Annotated in this window: 15 protein-coding genes and 3 tRNA genes; 13 read left to right on the top strand and 5 right to left on the bottom strand. The window is 63.5% G+C overall.

The features are described 5' to 3' along the window. Positions 1-2: 2 nt before the first annotated feature. Positions 3-965: a tRNA lysidine(34) synthetase TilS gene (tilS, locus tag WDU96_RS02245; RefSeq protein WP_337337637.1), complete on the bottom strand. Its 963-nt coding sequence runs from the start codon at positions 963-965 to the stop codon at positions 3-5. 171 nt (positions 966-1,136) lie between these two features. Between tilS and ppa the strand changes: the two genes are divergently transcribed. Further along, the gene (gene ppa, locus WDU96_RS02240) at positions 1,137-1,670 is read left to right on the top strand and encodes an inorganic diphosphatase (RefSeq protein ID WP_337336854.1); all 534 of its coding nucleotides are present in this window, start codon (positions 1,137-1,139) and stop codon (positions 1,668-1,670) included. A 46-nt stretch (positions 1,671-1,716) separates the two neighbouring features. Here the strand turns inward: ppa and WDU96_RS02235 are convergent, their stop codons facing one another. After that, entirely contained in the window at positions 1,717-3,171 is a 1,455-nt protein-coding gene (locus WDU96_RS02235) for a peptidoglycan DD-metalloendopeptidase family protein (RefSeq protein WP_337336853.1), read from the bottom strand. A 222-nt stretch (positions 3,172-3,393) separates the two neighbouring features. Between WDU96_RS02235 and WDU96_RS02230 the strand changes: the two genes are divergently transcribed. The 4 genes from WDU96_RS02230 to pgi all read left to right on the top strand — a co-directional run bounded on the left by WDU96_RS02230 (position 3,394) and on the right by pgi (position 5,473). Continuing rightward, positions 3,394-3,466: transfer RNA gene (locus tag WDU96_RS02230), tRNA-Glu, on the top strand. Between the two features lie 20 nt (positions 3,467-3,486). Further along, a tRNA-Asp gene (locus WDU96_RS02225) sits at positions 3,487-3,560 on the top strand. A gap of 70 nt (positions 3,561-3,630) precedes the next feature. After that, positions 3,631-3,703, top strand: a tRNA-Phe gene (locus tag WDU96_RS02220). A gap of 72 nt (positions 3,704-3,775) precedes the next feature. Next, positions 3,776-5,473 (top strand): glucose-6-phosphate isomerase, encoded by a 1,698-nt coding sequence (gene pgi, locus WDU96_RS02215; protein WP_337336852.1) that lies wholly within the window; start codon positions 3,776-3,778, stop codon positions 5,471-5,473. Between the two features lie 12 nt (positions 5,474-5,485). Here pgi and WDU96_RS02210 read toward each other — a convergent pair whose 3' ends face one another. Then, positions 5,486-6,001 carry a glycine cleavage system transcriptional repressor gene (locus WDU96_RS02210; protein WP_337336851.1) on the bottom strand — a complete coding sequence of 172 codons (516 nt, stop codon included), beginning with the start codon at positions 5,999-6,001 and terminating at the stop codon, positions 5,486-5,488. Between the two features lie 30 nt (positions 6,002-6,031). On the opposite strand from WDU96_RS02210, the gene WDU96_RS02205 reads away from it, so the two are divergent. Beyond that, a complete protein-coding gene (locus tag WDU96_RS02205; RefSeq protein ID WP_337336850.1) occupies positions 6,032-6,286 on the top strand; it encodes a PLDc N-terminal domain-containing protein in 255 nt (84 codons plus the stop codon). Here the strand turns inward: WDU96_RS02205 and WDU96_RS02200 are convergent. Next, positions 6,283-7,428 carry a glycosyltransferase family 2 protein gene (locus tag WDU96_RS02200; protein ID WP_337336849.1) on the bottom strand — a complete coding sequence of 382 codons (1,146 nt, stop codon included), beginning with the start codon at positions 7,426-7,428 and terminating at the stop codon, positions 6,283-6,285. The genes WDU96_RS02205 and WDU96_RS02200 overlap by 4 nt on opposite strands. Before the next feature lie 92 nt (positions 7,429-7,520). Here WDU96_RS02200 and WDU96_RS02195 point away from each other — a divergent pair, with 92 nt between their 5' ends. Genes WDU96_RS02195 through WDU96_RS02165 form a run of 7 tightly spaced genes read left to right on the top strand, consistent with a single transcriptional unit; the run spans position 7,521 to position 15,886 of the window. Continuing rightward, positions 7,521-7,778: a glutaredoxin family protein gene (locus WDU96_RS02195; protein WP_337336848.1), complete on the top strand. Its 258-nt coding sequence runs from the start codon at positions 7,521-7,523 to the stop codon at positions 7,776-7,778. 49 nt (positions 7,779-7,827) lie between these two features. Next, positions 7,828-8,688, top strand: a complete 861-nt coding sequence (kynA, locus tag WDU96_RS02190; protein ID WP_337336847.1) for a tryptophan 2,3-dioxygenase — start codon at positions 7,828-7,830, stop codon at positions 8,686-8,688. Beyond that, positions 8,685-9,659, top strand: coding sequence for a hypothetical protein (locus WDU96_RS02185; RefSeq protein ID WP_337336846.1), 975 nt, complete (start codon positions 8,685-8,687; stop codon positions 9,657-9,659). The genes kynA and WDU96_RS02185 overlap by 4 nt, the downstream gene beginning before the upstream one ends. Then, positions 9,652-10,920, top strand: a complete 1,269-nt coding sequence (locus WDU96_RS02180) for a kynureninase (RefSeq protein ID WP_337336845.1) — start codon at positions 9,652-9,654, stop codon at positions 10,918-10,920. Before WDU96_RS02185 ends, WDU96_RS02180 begins: the two co-directional genes overlap by 8 nt. Before the next feature lie 48 nt (positions 10,921-10,968). Beyond that, the gene (locus tag WDU96_RS02175; RefSeq protein WP_337336844.1) at positions 10,969-12,429 is read left to right on the top strand and encodes an MFS transporter; all 1,461 of its coding nucleotides are present in this window, start codon (positions 10,969-10,971) and stop codon (positions 12,427-12,429) included. 23 nt (positions 12,430-12,452) lie between these two features. After that, on the top strand, positions 12,453-14,252 hold the full coding sequence (locus WDU96_RS02170; RefSeq protein WP_337336843.1) for an aldehyde dehydrogenase family protein: 1,800 nt from the start codon (positions 12,453-12,455) through the stop codon (positions 14,250-14,252). Beyond that, positions 14,249-15,886, top strand: coding sequence for a GMC family oxidoreductase (locus WDU96_RS02165; RefSeq protein WP_337336842.1), 1,638 nt, complete (start codon positions 14,249-14,251; stop codon positions 15,884-15,886). The genes WDU96_RS02170 and WDU96_RS02165 overlap by 4 nt, the downstream gene beginning before the upstream one ends. Before the next feature lie 52 nt (positions 15,887-15,938). Here WDU96_RS02165 and WDU96_RS02160 read toward each other — a convergent pair whose 3' ends face one another. Further along, the gene (locus WDU96_RS02160; protein ID WP_337336841.1) at positions 15,939-17,510 is read right to left on the bottom strand and encodes a DEAD/DEAH box helicase; all 1,572 of its coding nucleotides are present in this window, start codon (positions 17,508-17,510) and stop codon (positions 15,939-15,941) included. Positions 17,511-17,617 lie beyond the last annotated feature (107 nt).

Below are 17,617 nucleotides of genomic sequence, written 5' to 3'. Positions count from 1 at the left end.
GTCTATGGCGCGCTCGACGTTTCGTCAGAGTCAGTCGTCGCCGCGGTGCGGGCGGTGAACTCAAGCTGATTGCCGATGCGTCGGGCTTGGCATCCCGGCAAATCGATGGCGCCCTGACCTGACCAGTGCGTGACAAGACGCGCGACCTCAAGCGTCTGCGACCGGGTGAGACTCTGATGAAACTCTGCGGCGACCACGTGACGAATGATGCGATGGCGCAGCGCTGCGGGGTTGGCGGCGAGGGCGGGTGCTGATACCGAGATGCCAGCTTCGGCATGCTCGACGATGTCTTCAATCGTCTCGTTGATCATCTCGTCGAAAGCCTCGGCATCTTCACGCAGCTGCGCTGCCGTGCGCGCAAGCGCCTCGGCGATGCCAGGCCCCAGTTCGGTCTCGAGCATCGGCAGCACAGTTGTGCGCACGCGCACTCGCGCGAAGCGGGCTTCGTCGTTGTGCGGATCCTCCCACGGTGCCAGGTGTTGGGCAGCACATGCGGCTCGTGTTGACGTGCGCCGCACCTCGAGCAGCGGACGCACGATCGAGGTTCCATTGAGCTCAGATTCAACGGCCATGCCCTGCAGACTGGCGGCGCCCGAGCCCCGCGCAAGCCCGAGCAGCACGGTCTCGGCCTGATCGTCGAGGGTATGACCAGTGATCACCGCAGCGGCGCTCACCTCTCGGGCAACGCCGCCGAGCGCGGCATAGCGCGCGCTTCGGGCGGAGGCCTCTGGTCCGCCATCGTGCCCGACGTCGACCGTGACTACGCGGCTTTCGAGCCCGAGCGCGCTGGCCTGATCAGCCGCCTTCGCAGCGACTTCGGCAGAGCCCGGCTGCAAGGAGTGATCCACGGTGACCGAGATGGCCGTGATCGAGAGTTTCGGAGCTTCGAATGCAACTGCTGCGGCCAGCGCGAGGGAATCTGCGCCGCCCGACACGGCAACGATCACCGTGGTGCCAACGTGCATCTTCGACAGCGCGGAGCGCACCGCCAGCCGTACTTCGGCGACAGCGGGATCAAGGGGTTCACGAAGTGCCACGGGGCTACGCTACCGGCGAGGCAGGCTTGCCAGTGATATCGCAATCGTCACGCGACTAGGCTGGACGGCGGCATCCCACAGATTTTGAAGGAGAACCCCATGGGCGCATACGACGCCGTCATCGAGATCCCTCGCAACAGCAAGATCAAGTACGAAGTTGACCACGGCACCGGCCGCGTCTTCCTCGACCGCATCTTGTACACCCCGATGGGCTACCCCGCCAACTACGGGTTCTTCGAGAACACCCTCGGCGAAGACGGCGACCCCCTCGATGTGCTGGTTCTGCTTGACCACGACCTCGCGCCCGGAATCATCGCCAAGGTGCGCCCCGTTGGTGTGCTCAAGATGAGCGACGAGGCTGGCGGCGACGACAAGGTCGTAGCCGTTATCGCAAAGGACCCGCGCTGGGATCACATTCAAGACGTCGCGGATATCTCGCAGTACACGCAGAACGAGATCGGTCACTTCTTCGAGCACTACAAAGACCTTGAGCCCGGCAAGTGGGTCAAGGTTGACGAATGGGCTGGCGCAGCTGAAGCCGAGCGACTCGTCTCGGAGTCGTTTGCGCGCTTCGAAGAGCACGAGGGCGAAACCCGCACGCAGGGCGAGGGCGAATCGCCCAGCAGCCTCTGAGGATCTTTAGAAGGGTGGATGCCGCGAGGCATCCACCCTTCGTCGTTTAGACCGAGATTCCCCGCGCCGACATGAAGTTCGTCGGATTCACGGGGGAACCGTTGACATATGTTTCGAAGTGAAGGTGGCAGCCGAACGAGTTGCCGGTGTTGCCCTCGCTGGCGATGAGCTGGCCGGCTTTCACCGTCTGACCGCGGCTGACGAAGATGCCGCCGCTGCGAATGTGGGCGTACCCGGTGCCGATGTTTCCACCGTGGTTGATCTTGATGTAGTTGCCATAGCCGCCGTTGTAGCCGGCGTACTCTACCGTGCCGCCATACGCCGCATAGATGGCCGAGCCACAACCTGCAGCCAGGTCGACGCCGTAGTGATAGCCGCTTGAGCAGTACCCGTTGCCGCACTGCACATAGCGGGCGCCGTAGCCCGAACTGCGGTAGCCCGACGACGGCCGCACCCACCCGGAGCTCGTGGAGGAACCACTCGATCCGCTGCTGCTTCCGCTGCTCCCGCTGCTGCTGCCTCCGCTGCTTCCACTGCTTCCGCTACTCGTGCCGCCGCTGTTGGCGGCTGCGGCAGCAGCGGCTTTCGCGGCGGCAGCGGCAGCCGCAGCGAGTCGCTCGGCCTCTTCTTTCGCTTTGCGCGCTGCTTCTTCTTTTGCTTTGCGTTCCGCTTCGATGCGAACGCGCTCACCCTCTTGGTACTCAGCGAGGGTGCGCGCCGAGGTGTCTTGCAAAGCCGCCAACTGTGCATCGAGCGTGATCTTGCGTTCGGTCTGCTCGTCGAGCGCTGCTTGGGCCGCATCGGCGGCCTCTTGAGCGGCGATCATCTTCTCTTGTGCGATCTGCTGAAGCCGGTCGCGCTCAGCTCGTTGAACCTCAGCCTGGTCTGTCAGACTCTGGGCTGAATCACGAGCGGTGATCGCATCGGCATATACCGATTGGTTGCGCTCGATGAGCTTGTCCATGGTGCCGAGCCGCGCGAGCAGATCGTCGGCAGATGCCGCAGAGCCGGAGAAGAACAGCTCCATAGACGTATCGTCGCCGCCGTTGCGATAGAGCTGCGCGGCGACCCGGCCTGCTTTGTTTGCGGAGTCGAGGGCCAACTGGGCTTGCTCGTCAGCTTGAGACTGCAGCTCGTCAGCGCGAAAAGAAGCGTCGAAGTACTCTTGCTGCGCCGCGTAGAAGTCGTCTGAGGCCTGCTCTGCGAGAGCCTGTTTAGCCGCGACATCGTCAGCCAAGGATTGGATGAGTGCCTGGATGCGGGCGATCTCGGAGGCCTTTGACGATTCGTTCTTACGTGCCTCTTCAACGTCGTCCCACGAGGGGTAAGTCGCCGCAAAAGCCGGAGCGACAACACCACCCCCGAAGAGCGCACCGAAAGATACGACGCCGATGGCGCCAAGCCCGAGGGCTGACCGACGGTTGAGAACAGAGCCGAAGAGGCGACGTTCGCGCTCGGTCGGAGCGCAGCCGCAGTCGTCTGCGACGTCTTCGGAAACCATCAATTCCTCCCACCCGCGCTTGGTCACAACTTTCACATTAGCAACATGAGTCCCGAAATGGTCTTTTGTGTTGTCTATATCCTGCGCTCGTTCGCGAGCGAACGCACCAGCCAGTCTCAACTGAGCTGGGAGTTAACCTGGCTCGGCACGCCCTCGATTGGCACATTCACAAATGTTTGCGTATGCTTGACCCTCGGCAAGCCTGATCCCATCGGGCGACCCGGCCCCATCGTTTAGTGGCCTAGGACGCCGCCCTTTCACGGCGGTAGCACGGGTTCGAATCCCGTTGGGGTCACACTACAATTTAATATGCAAGGCCCTGTAGCGCAGCTGGTTAGCGTGCCGCCCTGTCACGGCGGAGGTCGCGGGTTCAAGTCCCGTCAGGGTCGCTCTGAGCGACGGGCCCTTTTTCGAGAGGGCCTTTCGTCTTAGATCGCGACGTTTTTCGAAATGCCGCGAGGCTCTGTAGCTCAGTTGGTAGAGCGTTCGACTGAAAATCGAGAGGTCACGGGATCGACGCCCGTCGGAGCCACTGGCCCTTTCCTAGGCTTCTACTGGGGGAGGGTCTTTTATTTTGCTCGCCGATCCCCGCGACCGCTCCAGAATGGGTAGCGTTTGTCTCGTGACTGCACCGATTGACGCCACCGCCACGTCCGCCTGGGCCGAACTGCTCGCCCATCAGGCCGGGTTCTCCCCCGACCTGCGCGAATGGTTCGCCAACGATCCTGGTCGAGTGGAGCGCCTGACGTTCGACCTCGCCGACCTGCGAGTCGACCTGTCGAAGAACCTCGCGACCGACGACATCGTCGCCTCGCTCGTGCGCCTCGCCGAGCAGACCGGCGTCGCCGAGCGCTACGCGTCGATGCTCGCCGGTGAGCACATCAACACCACCGAAGACCGTGCCGTGCTTCACACCGCGCTTCGCCGACCCGCGGGCGCAAGCCCCGCACTCGTCGTCGACGGCCAGCAGATCGATGAAGACGTGCAGCACGTGCTCGCGCGAATCGACGCATTCGCCGCGCGTGTGCGCAGCGGCGAATGGAAGGGCGTGACCGGTAAGAAGGTGACGCACGTCGTCAATATCGGCATCGGCGGCAGCGATCTAGGCCCAGTCATGATCTACGAAGCGCTCAAGCCCTACGCCGACGCAGGCATCGAAGCGCGCTTCGTGTCGAATATCGACCCGACAGACATCGCCCAGGCCACGGCTGACCTCGATCCTGAGACAACCCTGTTCATCGTGGCATCCAAGACTTTCACGACCCTCGAAACACTCACGAACGCACGACTCGCGCGCCAGTGGCTGTGGACGAAGCTCGCCGAAGCGGGCGTCATCGGCGACGATGAGGCATCCCGAACCGATGCGGTCGCCCACCACTTCATCGCAGTGTCGACCGCGCTCGACAAGGTTGCTGACTTTGGCATCGACACCGAGAACGCATTCGGGTTCTGGGACTGGGTGGGTGGCCGCTATTCGGTCGACAGCGCCATCGGCACGTCGCTCGCGATTGCTCTCGGACCCGAAGTGTTTCGCGAACTGCTGGCCGGCTTTCATGCCGTCGATGAGCACGTGCGCACGCAGCCTCTCCACGAGAATGTTCCTGTGCTCATGGGGCTGCTCAACATCTGGTACTCCAACTTTCTCGGATCGCAATCGCACGCCGTTTTGCCCTACGCACAGCAGATGCACCGTTTTGCGGCGTATCTGCAGCAGCTCACCATGGAGTCGAACGGCAAGTCGGTTCGTTGGGATGGCTCCCCCGTCACGACAGACACCGGAGAGGTGTTCTGGGGCGAGCCGGGCACGAACGGACAGCATGCGTTCTACCAGCTCATCCACCAGGGCACGCGGCTGATTCCCGCCGATTTCATCGCGTTCGTCAATCCCGCCTACCCGCTTGAAGACGGCGGCGCCGACGTGCACGGGCTGTTCCTCGCGAACTTTCTGGCCCAGACGAAAGCCCTCGCCTTCGGCAAGACGGCCGCAGAAGTTGAAGCCGAGGGCACGACTGGCGCTCTGGTGGCAGCACGCACCTTCGGTGGCAACCGACCGACAACGTCGATCTTCGCGCTTTCGCTCACCCCGCCGGTGCTCGGTCAGCTCATCGCGCTCTACGAACACATCACCTTCACGCAGGGTGTGATCTGGGGCATCAACTCGTTCGACCAGTGGGGTGTCGAACTCGGCAAGCAGCTCGCCATGCAGATCGCTCCGGCGATCGAAGGCGACACCGCAGCGATCGACGCGCAAGATGCGTCAACCCAGTCACTCCTCGCCTACTACCGCGAACACCGCAACTGAGTCGGCGAGCGCTCAGCGCTCAAACGTGACATCCACCTGAATCTCGGCGGCAAGCTTTTCGAGATCGTCTTGCACTGCCGCCAGATCGATGGATGCTGCCACGTTCGCAACCACGGTCGCCTCGAACAGGCGACCGCCGAACATCGCCGCATCTCTCGTCTCGGTTGTGAGCCGATCAATGCTGATGTCGTGAGCGCTGAGCACCGAAGAGATATCCCGAACGATGCCCGCCCGGTCATTGCCGAGCACACGCACGGTCACCAGTTGCGCATCCCTTTCGCTCGAATCGCTCTCTGCGGTGCTGTGCACGGTGACGGCGAGCAGACCTTCCAGAATATCGAGCGCAGCGCGCAGATCATCAGCCCGCTCGGCTGCCACTGAGACCTGGATCACCCCTGCGAAGGTTCCCGCGAGCTCGGCGAGTTCGCTGTTCTCCCAGTTGCCGCCGTGGTGCTCTACGATCTCTGCGATCTTGGCCACGAGGCCAGCCCGGTCATCTCCGACGACGGTCAAAATGAGAGTAGTCACACGGTCAGCGTAGTCGGGTATTCTCGCGCTATGTCTGCCGTCGACAACCCGCTGATTCCCGCTGGCTACGACGTCGCCTGGTCGATGGTGATGCTCGCAATTGCGGTTCTGGCGATCGTCGCGATGGTGTCTTGGTGGCGAGCGACCAAGTGGCTCAGTCTGACCGAGCGGCTGATGTGGGTGCTGCTCATCATCTTCGTTCCGCTCTTCGGACCTCTCGCCTGGTTCGCAATCGGACGTCGTTGCGTCGCGCAGGCGTGCTCGCTGGGGAGTGACTCCGTCTAGAGCTCGCCGGGGGTCATGAGCTGCTCGTCGATCTCTTCCGCCAACTGACGCGCCCTACTGGGCGCCTCCCCCGGCTTCTTGGGCGCGTAGACCACCAGTGAGTGGAAGACAAAACGCAACACGAACGCGAACACAAGCGTGATCGCTGTGGCGATGACGGCCGAGAAGTGTCCAGATTCAACCATCAGCGCGATGATCGGGATTCTGATCAGTGCCTCCGCGTTGTTGAAGGTGAATGACTTCACGAAGCGCATCCACATGCTGGAGGCCTGGTCGCGCATGTCGTGAAACACGAAGCGCTCTTGCAGCACGAAGTTGCCGAGGATCGTCGCCTCGGCCGCGATGATCGCCGCCCAGATGTAGTCGACGTCCAACCCGGTCAATGCCCATACGATCGCAACGTTCGCCACGGCTCCGAGCGCACCGATCACCGCAAACAACGACATCTTTCCGAACCGCAGCGCGGTGAGCTGGGTGAGAAAGTGCAAGCCCTGACGCATCGAAGCCTTCGACTCGCCCGCATGGCGGCCCGCGAAATCGAACGGTATCTCGGCGACGCGAAAGTTCCGACGCGCAAGAATCTCAAGCAGAATCTTGAATCCGCGCGGTTTCAGAATTGCCGAGTCAACCGAGCGACGATCGATCATGAAGAAGCCCGTCATCGGATCGGTGACGTCGTGCAGCTTGACGGGAAACATCGCCTTCGTCACGGCGGTCGACGCCTTCGATACCAACACGCGCGTGCGGTCAGCGAGACCGTTGGCTGTGCCGCCACCCGCATACCGCGAGGCGGTCACGATGTCGACATCACCCTGAGCAAAGCGCTCCCACAGCTCGATAATCTTTTCTGGTGGATGCTGCAGGTCGCCGTCGATCACCACGCACAGATCGGCCTCGGCGGCCACGAACCCTTCGATAACCGCTCCGCCGAGCCCTCCCTCGCGGGTCTCACGGTGAATCAGCCGGACTGGCATGGTGGCTGTTTTCGCCACTTCGCGAATGACGCCGGGCGTAGCATCCGTGCTGTCATCGACGAACACAATCTCGGCGTCGAGGCTCGAGACACTCGCCGTGACACGCCGAACAAGCTCCGCGATGTTCGGAGCCTCATTGAACGTGGGAACGATGATCGACAGTTGCACTACCTCTCATCGTCGCATGCCCGAGCGGTGTGAGACGAGTTCTGCACAGACCGCGCAGCGCCCGCCCGTCAAAATGCCCGCAGAATAGAACCATGACTGATTCGACCACAATCACCCTTTTCGGCGCGGACTGGTGCCGCGACTGCGTACGCACGAAGGCACAGCTCGACACCCTTGGCGTCGAGTACACCTACGTTGACCTGGTCGCTGATCCTGCTGCGGCAGATGTGGCGCGTGAAGTCTCGGGGCGCACGAACATTCCTGTCGTCGTCTACCCCGACGCGTCTCACCACGTCGAGCCGTCGAACGCCGATGTCGAGTCGAAGCTGCGCGAGCTTTCGCTGATCTGAACACGCTGATCCCCCAGCGAGAAACACCGCGCGGCCGTAGGCTGAGCGTGTGAGCGAAGGCGTCGATCGAAACACCCGAGCCATCGAAGAGTCGGTAGTCACCGACTTTGCCGATCGCATGAGCTACGGCGGGTATCTCGATCTCGCCACGTTGCTGTCTGCGCAGCGCCCGCTGAGCTCTCCCGAGCATCATGACGAACTGCTGTTCATCATTCAGCATCAGACCACTGAGCTGTGGCTGAAGCTGGTGCTGCACGAGCTGGGCGCCGCCTGCAGGTATCTGCGCGATGACAACCTTGCACCTGCGCTCAAGTGTGTTGCGCGAGTGAAGCACATTCAGCGCACCCTGACCGAACAGTGGTCGGTGCTGGCGACGTTGACTCCCGCCGAGTACGCGCAGTTCCGTGCCGTGCTGGGCAACGCGAGCGGCTTTCAGTCTGCGCAGTATCGGTCTATCGAGTTCACCCTCGGCAACAAGAACGCCGCGATGCTCCGCGTCTTCGAGAACGACGCCGCCGCACACGAGCTGGTCAACTCCGCGTTACAGGCTCCGAGTCTCTACGACGAGTTCCTTCGGCTGCTCGCTCGCAGGGGCTACCAGATTCCCGCCGAGCTTCTTGAGCGTGACGTCACTCAGGCATGGACGTTTTCGCCCGAGTTGGTGCCCGTGCTCACCGCGATCTATGAAGACCCCAAATCCCATTGGGAGGCTTACGAGACCTGCGAAGAGCTCGTCGACCTTGAAGACAACTTTCAGCTCTGGCGTTTCAGGCATCTCAAGACCGTCGAGCGAATCATCGGCTTCAAGCACGGCACCGGCGGATCGAGCGGCGTTCCGTTTTTGCAGCGAGCGCTCCAGCTGACCTTCTTTCCTGAACTGTTCGCCGTGCGCACTGAGATAGGCCGATGAACGGCAACCCGTTCGCGTTGCGCGCCCTGCTCGGGCCGAGTGCGGTGCTGTGCCGCACCGCGTTGACAGGCAGCCATGGCGTGGCGTTGCCGCCTTTCATCGATCACCACGTCCATCTGCACCTCATTGATGAGTCAGGATTCGCCGCGGGGGGCATCGCCGGGGTGGTGGATCTTGGCGGCGACCCGGTCGCACTCGCTCGCCGCCCCCTCGAGCTCATTCCGCATCTGGCCTACGCGGGTGCGATTCTCACTGCTCAGGGTGGTTATCCGAGCGGACGCACTTGGGCCCCCAGCTCCATCTGGCGCGAGGTCACTGATTCGTCACTGCATCCGGGCGTGGCGGGCGGCGCAGCAACAGCGGTCGAAGAGCAGGTGGCCTTCGGTGCCGCCGTCATCAAAATCGCTCTGCACTCGGACACCGCAGTCTTCGACGCTGCGACTCTGGGCGCGATTGTTGAAGTTGCGCATGAGAACTCACTCCCCGTTGTGGCTCATGTGCAAGGCGAGGGGATGCTGCGCCTCGCGCTCGATGCAGAAGTCGACGTGCTGGCTCATGCTCCCTTCAGCGAAGCGCTCACCCCAGATCTGGTGAGCGAGTGCGTCGAGGCGGGGCAGCAGTGGGTCTCAACGCTCGACATTCATCGCGATGCTCCCGCAGCGATCTCACATGCCACGCAGAACCTGGCCGCTTTCGCCGCCGCCGACGGCCGCGTGCTGTACGGCACTGATCTAGGCAACGGTGAGCTGCCTGTCGGCATCAATGTACGCGAGGTCGCGGCGATACATGCCGCAGGGATCCAGGGCAGCGCCCTGATCGACACCCTCATCGATGCATGGCCCTACAGCGATGCCCTGGCTGGCGTCGCCACCTTCATTCCGGGTGACCCGCCCGCGTCTATTGAAGACATCCCCCGATGGCTGGCGAATGCCACCGTCGTTCCACACGAGGAGCTGGTGCACGATGACTGACAGCGAATATTCACAGGCCATCGAAGACTTCGCCGCCGCAGCGGCTGCGCTTGACCTCGCTGACGGACTTGCTGAGGTGCGCGAGGAGTTCGTCGGCGCCGACACTTCACTGGTGTACTTCGACGGCAACTCACTCGGGCGTCCGCTGCGTGCGAGTGTGGAGCGCCTGACCTCGTTCGCAGAGCACGAGTGGGGCGGTCGCCTCATTCGTGGATGGGACGAAACCTGGATGCAGCTGCCGTTCGAGATCGGCGACACGATCGGTCGCGCTGCGATCGGTGCATCGGCGGGCCAGACGGTGGTGGGCGACTCGACTACGGTGCTGCTGTACAAACTGCTGCGCGCGGCGTTTGATGCGCAACACGCGTCAGATTCCGCACGCGTGGAGATCGTGGTCGACCGCGATAGTTTTCCCACCGATCGATACCTCGTCGAGGGGATTGCCCGAGAACGAGGCGGGCGCGTGCGCTGGATCGACGTCGAACTGGACGGCGGCGTGACGGCTGACGCATTGAGCGCAGCGGTCGGAGCTGAAACCGCCGTGGTCTTGCTGTCGCACGTGGCCTATCGCTCGGGCTATCTTGCCGACGCGCGAGCGCTGACCACCATCGCACACGACGCGGGCGCGCTCGTGCTGTGGGATCTGTGCCACTCTGCGGGCTCCGTGCCAGTGCACGCCGATGAGTGGGGCTTCGACCTCGCGGTCGGCTGCACCTACAAGTACCTCAACGGCGGGCCGGGTTCCCCCGCCTTCGCCTACGTGGCATCGCGCCTGCAAGACACGTTGACGCAGCCCATCCAGGGCTGGATGGGCACCGCTGACGTCTTCGCGATGGGGCCTGAGTATCGCCCCGCCGAAGGCATGCGCCGGTTCTTGTCGGGCACGCCGCCGATCACCGGCATGCTCGCGATGCAAGACACGCTGGCACTGATCGAGCGCGTCGGCATTGCGGCAGTGCGAGAGAAATCTGTGCAACTCACCGAGTTCGCGTTGCGCGTGAGCGACGCGTTGCTTTCTGGGCTGGGAGTCACTGTTGCCTCACCGCGCGAAGCCGATCACCGCGGGGGCCACATAACGCTCTCTCACTCGACGATGCGCGAGGTGACCGCTGCGCTGTGGCAGAACGACATCATTCCCGACTACCGCGACCCACACGGGCTGCGCATCGGATTGTCACCGCTGTCTACGTCGTTCGAAGAGGTTCTCGAAGGGCTTGTCGCCGTGCGGCTGGCGATAAAGGCGGCGACGCCTAGCGGCTAAACGTCGTCGATCGACGAAAGTCGCCGCCCGGCGACTTACACTTCTGCGATGAGCAATGATGCCCACGGCGGCGCCGACGGTGCCCTGAACGATACGCCCGCGCACACCACGGAGCCGTCTCAGCAAAAGTCGGCGACCCCCGGGCGCCTGCCCGTCAGCAGCATCTGGCGCTACGCAATCGGGTCTCTCGGCACGGGCGGCTTCGCCACCCTCCCGGGCCTCGTGCTCACCTACTACATGACCGATTCGCTCGGCATCGCGGCGATAGTGGCGGGTCTGGTCATCGCCGGAGCCAAGGTCTGGGATGTCGTCATCGACCCGATCATCGGTGCGATGACTGACAGAGACCTGATCCACAACGGCACGCGGCGGCGCCTCATGCTCATCGGTGCGCTCTCGCTGCCGGTGTTCTTCGCCCTCACCTTCGCCGTGCCCCCGTCGCTGGGCCCCGTCGTTGGGGCGATCTGGGTCGTCATCGCGTTCACCGCCACGGCGACCGCGTTCAGCCTGTTCCAAGTGCCGTACATCGCGCTGCCCGCAGAGTTGACCCCCGACTACAACGAACGCACACGGCTGCTGACGTGGCGCGTTGTCGTGCTGACCTTCGCCATCTTGCTCTTTGGTGCTGGCGGCCCTGCGCTTCGCCGCATTACCGACGATCCGGTCACCGGCTATCTCGTGATGGGCGTCATCGCAGGATTGGTCATCGGAGTCGGGATGCTGCTCGCCACCACCGTGACTCGCCGCGCCGCACGCAGCAGCATCCAGCCCTCTTCATCGGCGACCGCACGGATCGCACCCACCGCGCCCCCACCTCGCACAAGCATCCGCGCGCACTATGCCGCGGGTATCGCGGCGCTTCGTCGAAGCCCCGCCTTCCGCGCGCTGCTTGCCACGTTCGTGCTGCAGGCTTTAGCGACCGGCCTCATGCTGGCTGGCGCGCAATACGTGGCGACGTGGGTGCTTCATTCTGAAGCCGCCGTCGAGCTGCTTTTCGTGGCGCTTATCGCTCCGGCCCTGTTCGCGGCTCCCGTATGGGGCGCGATCGCTCGTCGCATCGGCAAAGAGCGAGCATTTGCCATCTCAAGCGTCATCTTCGCAATCGCGGCGCTCACAATCATTCTTGCGCTCTGGATTCCAGGCGAATGGGTCTACGCGCCTGTTGCTGTGAGCGGAATCGCCTATGCGGGCATGCAGTCTCTGCCGATGGCTATGCTTCCCGATGTCATCTCGGCAGACGAGCGCACCCACGGTGCTGGCCAAGCCGGCGCATTCAGCGGTGTGTGGACTGCCGGTGAGACGGTTGGGTTCGCGCTCGGCGCCACCACGCTGTCAGTCATCCTCACCACCACAGGCTATGTCTCCTCGACGGCGAGCGAACTGGTAATCCAACCCGATGCCGCCGTGACAGGAATCGTGGTGAGCTTCAGCCTGGTTCCAGCGATCCTCATTGCCGTCAGCCTGGTAGCGCTCGCCAAGTACCCGCTGCGGCGAGCCGACATAGACTGATCACTCGCACAAAGGAGAGCGCATTGCCTGAGGGATCGCCAAAAACGCCAGCCAAATCCGCTGCGAAGCGGCCATCCACAGCAAAAGCGGGCCTGGCTGACGAGGTGCGCAAAGCTCTCGACGCCGATATCGATCGACTCGAGACCGGCTCTCAGATGTGGAGTCACTTGACGCTGTCGCAGCGCGCAACGCTGATGGAGCGACTCGCCTCATCCGTTGGCGCGGTCGCCGAGGAGTGGGCCGACACGGCGGCGATATCCAAAGAGCTTGAGCCCGGTCACCCGCTGCGCGGCGAAGAGTGGCTTTCCGGACCATACGGCACGCTGACTGCTCTCGAAGCCTACGGCTCGACGCTTCGTGCGCTCGCCGCGGGCGCGAGCCCTCTCAACGCAGTGAAGATCGACACTGCCGCTGGCGGCCGCACCCGCGCGCACGTGTTTCCCCTTTCCCGCGTCGATTCTCTTCTTCTTTCGGGCTACACCGGCGAGATTTGGTTTGAGCCCGGCGTCACACAGCGCGACGCTCGCGAAAGCGCCGGACTCGCGCAGCTCACCCCGTCGGATTCGGGGGGCGTTGGCCTAGTGCTGGGAGCAGGAAACATCACCTCGATTCCGGTGCTCGACGTCATCTATGAACTGCTCGCCCACAACCGCGTGGCGCTGCTGAAGGTCAACCCAACCCAAGACTCACTCGTGCCGGTGTTCGAACGTGCCCTCGCGCCGCTGATCGAGCCAGGCTTCTTGAAGATCATCCGAGGCGACGGCGCGGTGGGCGCCTATCTCACGACCCACCCGCGAATCTCGCACGTGCACATCACCGGGGCAGCAACCACATTCGACGCGATTGTCTGGGGTCCATCGAAAGGTGCGGGGTCCGCCGCAACCACCAAGCGTCGCCGTGAGAACAAGCCCAAACTGACCAAACCCATCACCGCCGAACTTGGTGGGGTTTCACCCATCATTGTGGTTCCAGGCGAGTGGAGCGACGCCGACCTGAAGTTTCAGGCCGAGCACATCACCACGATGCGACTGCAGAATTCTGGGCACAACTGCATCGCTGGTCAAGTCGTCATCATCAGCCGCGACTGGGCACAGCGCGAGGACTTCCTTGCTGCTCTGCGAACAGCCTATGACGCGGCCCCCCGCCGCTCAGCGTGGTACCCGCGTAGCAACGAGAAGCTGGAAACCGCGGGTTCCACATACCCGAACGCCCACTGGTGCGCCGGGGGCACTCGTGCACTCATCGAAATCGGTGCCGACGATGACGCGAGCGCGCTCGAGACGACGGAGTACTTCGCTCCGGTGCTAGGAGTTGTCGCGCTCACCGGCAACGGACAAGAGTTCCTCGATGCAGCCGTGGCTCACGCGAACGACAAGCTCATCGGAACACTTGGCGCAAACGTCATTATTGATCCGCGAACGCTCGATACGCTGGGCGACAATTTCGAACAGTCGATGGCCGACCTGCGATACGGCACCATCGCGATCAACGCCTGGACGGCGCTCGGGTTCCTGACGCCGACCCTGTCGTGGGGCGGTTTTCCTGGCGCGAGTCTTGAAGACGTCGAAAGTGGCATCGGAATTGTGCACAACGCACTGTTGCTCGACCGTGTCGAGCGATCAGTCGTGCGCGGTCCATTCCGACCGTTCCCGCGCTCAGTAGGCGCGGTGATGCGGCCCGGCACGTTTTCGGTGTTGCCGAAGCCACCGTGGTTTGTCACCTCGCGCACCGGCGCAGGCGTGAGCGAAGGCCTCACGCGCTTCCGCATCGATCGCAACTGGGTCGGGCTCGCGAAGACCCTCGCGAAGGCATTCGGCGCATGAGCAAGCGTCGCCATGCCCTCGACGCCGACTATGTGATCGTCGGCGCAGGCTCAGCGGGCGCGACGCTTGCCGCCCGTCTCAGCGAAGACCCAACGGTTTCGGTTCTTCTGCTCGAAGCCGGCGATGCCGACAAGGCGCTTGAGTTGCACATTCCGGCCGCTTTCTCGAAGCTCTTCCGAGGAAAGTACGACTGGAATTACGACACCGTCGCGCAATCTTCGCTGAACGGCCGAACAGTGTTCTGGCCGCGAGGAAAGACGCTCGGCGGCTCATCGTCGCTCAACGCGATGATGTGGGTGCGCGGCTTCGCCGCGGACTATGACGAATGGGCGGAGCTCGCCGGAGACAGCTGGTCATGGGATGCGCTGATCCCCTATTTCATGAGGGCCGAAGACAACGAAACTGTCAGCCACAAAACCCAGGGCACCGGCGGCCCGCAGCGCGTCGAGCATCAGCGTGATCCTCGCCCACACACCGCCGCATTCCTCGAAGCCGCGCGCGAAGCAGGTCACGAAGTCGTGCCGGCAAACCAGCCCACCGGCCTCGGTTTCAGCCAAACTATGGTGGCGCAGCGGCGAGGAGCACGAGCATCCACCGCCGACGCCTATCTGCGCCCCGCGCGCAGACGAAAGAACCTGCGCATTGTTACCGGCGCATTCGTGCGTCGTGTGACCTTCAGCCACGACCCCGTTCCTCAGGCGACCGGTGTCTACGTTGAAATCAACGGCGTCACCCATCATGCCCGCGCGAACCGCGAAGTGATTCTCTGCGGCGGCGCGGTCAACACCCCACAGCTTCTGATGCTCAGCGGTATAGGACCAGCACAGCACTTGGCTGATCATGGCATCCCGCTCGTCGCAGAGTCTTCTGACGTCGGCAGCAACCTTCAAGACCATCTCGTCGCTGGATTGGCGCCGGGGGCACTCGGCGGCACCCTGTACACCGCAGAGAGTGCGGGCCAGCTCGCGCGCTATCTGACCACGCGCATGGGTATGCTCAGCTCAAACGTTGCCGAAGCGTGCGGCTTCGTGCGCACTCCGGTCGCTGATGCAGCCGGAATGGGAGCGGGTTTGGCTGACATCGAGATCATCTTCGCCGCTGCGCCTTACGTTGGCGAAGGGCTCGTCCCGTTGCCCGCTGAGGGACTCACGGTCGGAGCGATCCTGATGCGACCGCGCAGCCGCGGCACCATCCGCCTGGCCTCGGCAGACCCCCACGACAAGGCCGTCATCGACCCCGCATACCTGTCAGACCCAGACGGCATCGACCGTGCGACGCTGATTGCTGGTCTTGCCGAGTGCGAGCGGATCATCGCCACCGACGCGTTGAAAGCAGTCACCAATGGTGAGTGGGTACAGCCCGTCGACGGCGCCACGATGAGCGCCGCCGAGCGGGCAGAGCTCGCCGTCGATCAGTATTCCCACACGCTCTACCATCCGGTGGGAACAGCGCGCATGGGCCTAGACGCCACCTCGGTCGTTGACCCACAACTGCGGGTGCGAGGCGTCGAAGGCCTGCGTGTGGTCGACGCCTCGGTGATGCCGACGATCATCCGCGGGCACACCAACGCGCCAGCGATTGCGATCGGCGAGCGCGCAGCCGATCTCATTCTCGAGCGCAAAGCGTCAAAATAGAACTGCCCCTCCGCAAGAGCGGAAGGGCAGTTCGAAGCATGGATGCTGCGGGTCAGCGACCCGAACGGCGGTTGCCGCCGTTCTCGCGAACGACCGAGCCAACCATCAAGCTCGACGAGCCACCCGAATGCGAGGCACGGCGCGAACCCGACTGACGGGGCTTGCCTGCCGGCGCTGCATCACGGTGTGAGCTGTCGCGGTGCGGAGCCGCGTGCTGCTGGCCTGAACGCTGACCACCGCTCGACGAGCCGCCCTGGCTGCGCTGTCCACCTGAGCGCTGACCGCCGCCAGCTGCTTCAGAGCTGCGCTGCGCGGGGCGCCCCGAACGGTCACGACGCGGCTGCGACTGACCGCCGCCTTCACGTGCGGCACGCTTGCGCTGTGCGTTTGCACCCTGGCTGCGGCCGCCACCGCGTTGCGGCTCGACCTTCGGCGCGGGCTTGACGTACGCGGCAACCGTGCCGACGAGTGCGGCTACCTCGGGCGAGGTCGGCGTCACACGCGTAGGCGTGACCGAAATCGCTGCCTTGCGCAGCAGCTGAGCGACGTCTTTCTCTTGACCGGGCAGAACCAAGGTCACCACTGCGCCTTCGGCGCCCGCGCGGGCGGTGCGGCCCGAGCGGTGCAGGTACGCCTTGTGTTCCATAGGCGGGTCAACGTGAATGACCAACTCGACGTCGTCAACGTGCACGCCACGAGCGGCCACATCGGTGGCGACAAGAACCTTGGCGGCGCCCGACGAGAACGCGGCGAGGTTGCGGTCACGCGCGGGCTGCGAGAGGTTGCCGTGCAGATCGACAGCCGGAATGCCCGCCGCGGTGAGCTTCTGGGCGAGCTTCTTGGCCTGGTGCTTCGTACGCATGAACAGAATGCGACGGCCGGTGCCCGAGGCAAGCGTTCGGATGACTTCGTTCTTGGAGTCGACGCCATCGAGGGTGAACACGTGGTGGGTCATCGCCGCTACGGGAGAGTTGGCCTCATCGACCGAGTGGAGCACCTCGTTCTGCAAGAAGCGGTTGACGAGCTTGTCTACACCGTTGTCGAGCGTGGCGCTGAAAAGAAGCCGCTGTCCTCCGGTCGGTGTTGCCGACAGGATGCGGGTAACACCGGGCAAGAATCCCAGGTCGGCCATGTGGTCAGCTTCATCGATGACGGTGATCTCGATGGCGTTCAGCTTCACGAAGCCCTGCTTCATGAGGTCTTCAAGGCGACCAGGGCACGCGACGATGATGTCGACACCTGATTTGAGGGCCTGCACCTGACGGTTCTGGTTGATACCGCCGAAGATCGTGGTGGTGGTCATTCCATAGGCCTTGGCAAGCGGCTCGAGAACCGCATTGATCTGGGTGGCGAGCTCGCGCGTCGGTGCGAGCACGAGGCCAAGAGGCAGGCCAGCACGGCGGCGCCCGCCTGCCAGCTGGGTGCCGAGGCGAGCCACCATTGGAATCGAGAAGGCGAGGGTCTTGCCCGAGCCGGTCTTTCCCCGGCCGAGCACGTCGCGACCGGCGAGCGTGTCAGGAAGAGTGTCTACCTGAATCGGAAAGGCGTTGGTTTTGCCCTCGGCGGCAAGAATGTTGACGAGGGGCTGCGGCACGTTGAGCGTGCTGAATGTGACATCAGTCATTGAGGATTCGTTCTCCGGGCACAGATACGCGCCCTATTCGGTGGCCCGAGTCATATTTTGACCTGGGGTCGCCGTGCGAAAGTTTCAGCCAGCGACGTCTGGGAGCG

Source organism: Microbacterium marmarense (assembly GCF_037204165.1).
Lineage (GTDB): Bacteria > Actinomycetota > Actinomycetes > Actinomycetales > Microbacteriaceae > Microbacterium > Microbacterium marmarense.
Note: the sequence above shows the minus strand (reverse complement) of the source record. Positions and strands in the feature narration are given on the sequence as shown.

Bases quoted from the DNA above. Each gene is read 5' to 3' on its own strand.
- WDU96_RS02195 (WP_337336848.1), top strand. From the start codon at position 7,521: ATGACTGATTCGACCACAATCACCCTTTTCGGCGCGGACTGGTGCCGC.
- ppa (WP_337336854.1), top strand. From the start codon at position 1,137: ATGGGCGCATACGACGCCGTCATCGAGATCCCTCGCAACAGCAAGATC.
- WDU96_RS02180 (WP_337336845.1), top strand. From the start codon at position 9,652: ATGACTGACAGCGAATATTCACAGGCCATCGAAGACTTCGCCGCCGCA.
- WDU96_RS02165 (WP_337336842.1), top strand. From the start codon at position 14,249: ATGAGCAAGCGTCGCCATGCCCTCGACGCCGACTATGTGATCGTCGGC.
- WDU96_RS02175 (WP_337336844.1), top strand. From the start codon at position 10,969: ATGAGCAATGATGCCCACGGCGGCGCCGACGGTGCCCTGAACGATACG.
- WDU96_RS02235 (WP_337336853.1), bottom strand. From the start codon at position 3,171: ATGGTTTCCGAAGACGTCGCAGACGACTGCGGCTGCGCTCCGACCGAG.
- WDU96_RS02185 (WP_337336846.1), top strand. From the start codon at position 8,685: ATGAACGGCAACCCGTTCGCGTTGCGCGCCCTGCTCGGGCCGAGTGCG.
- tilS (WP_337337637.1), bottom strand. From the start codon at position 965: ATGCACGTTGGCACCACGGTGATCGTTGCCGTGTCGGGCGGCGCAGAT.
- WDU96_RS02205 (WP_337336850.1), top strand. From the start codon at position 6,032: ATGTCTGCCGTCGACAACCCGCTGATTCCCGCTGGCTACGACGTCGCC.
- WDU96_RS02160 (WP_337336841.1), bottom strand. From the start codon at position 17,510: ATGACTGATGTCACATTCAGCACGCTCAACGTGCCGCAGCCCCTCGTC.
- pgi (WP_337336852.1), top strand. From the start codon at position 3,776: ATGGGTAGCGTTTGTCTCGTGACTGCACCGATTGACGCCACCGCCACG.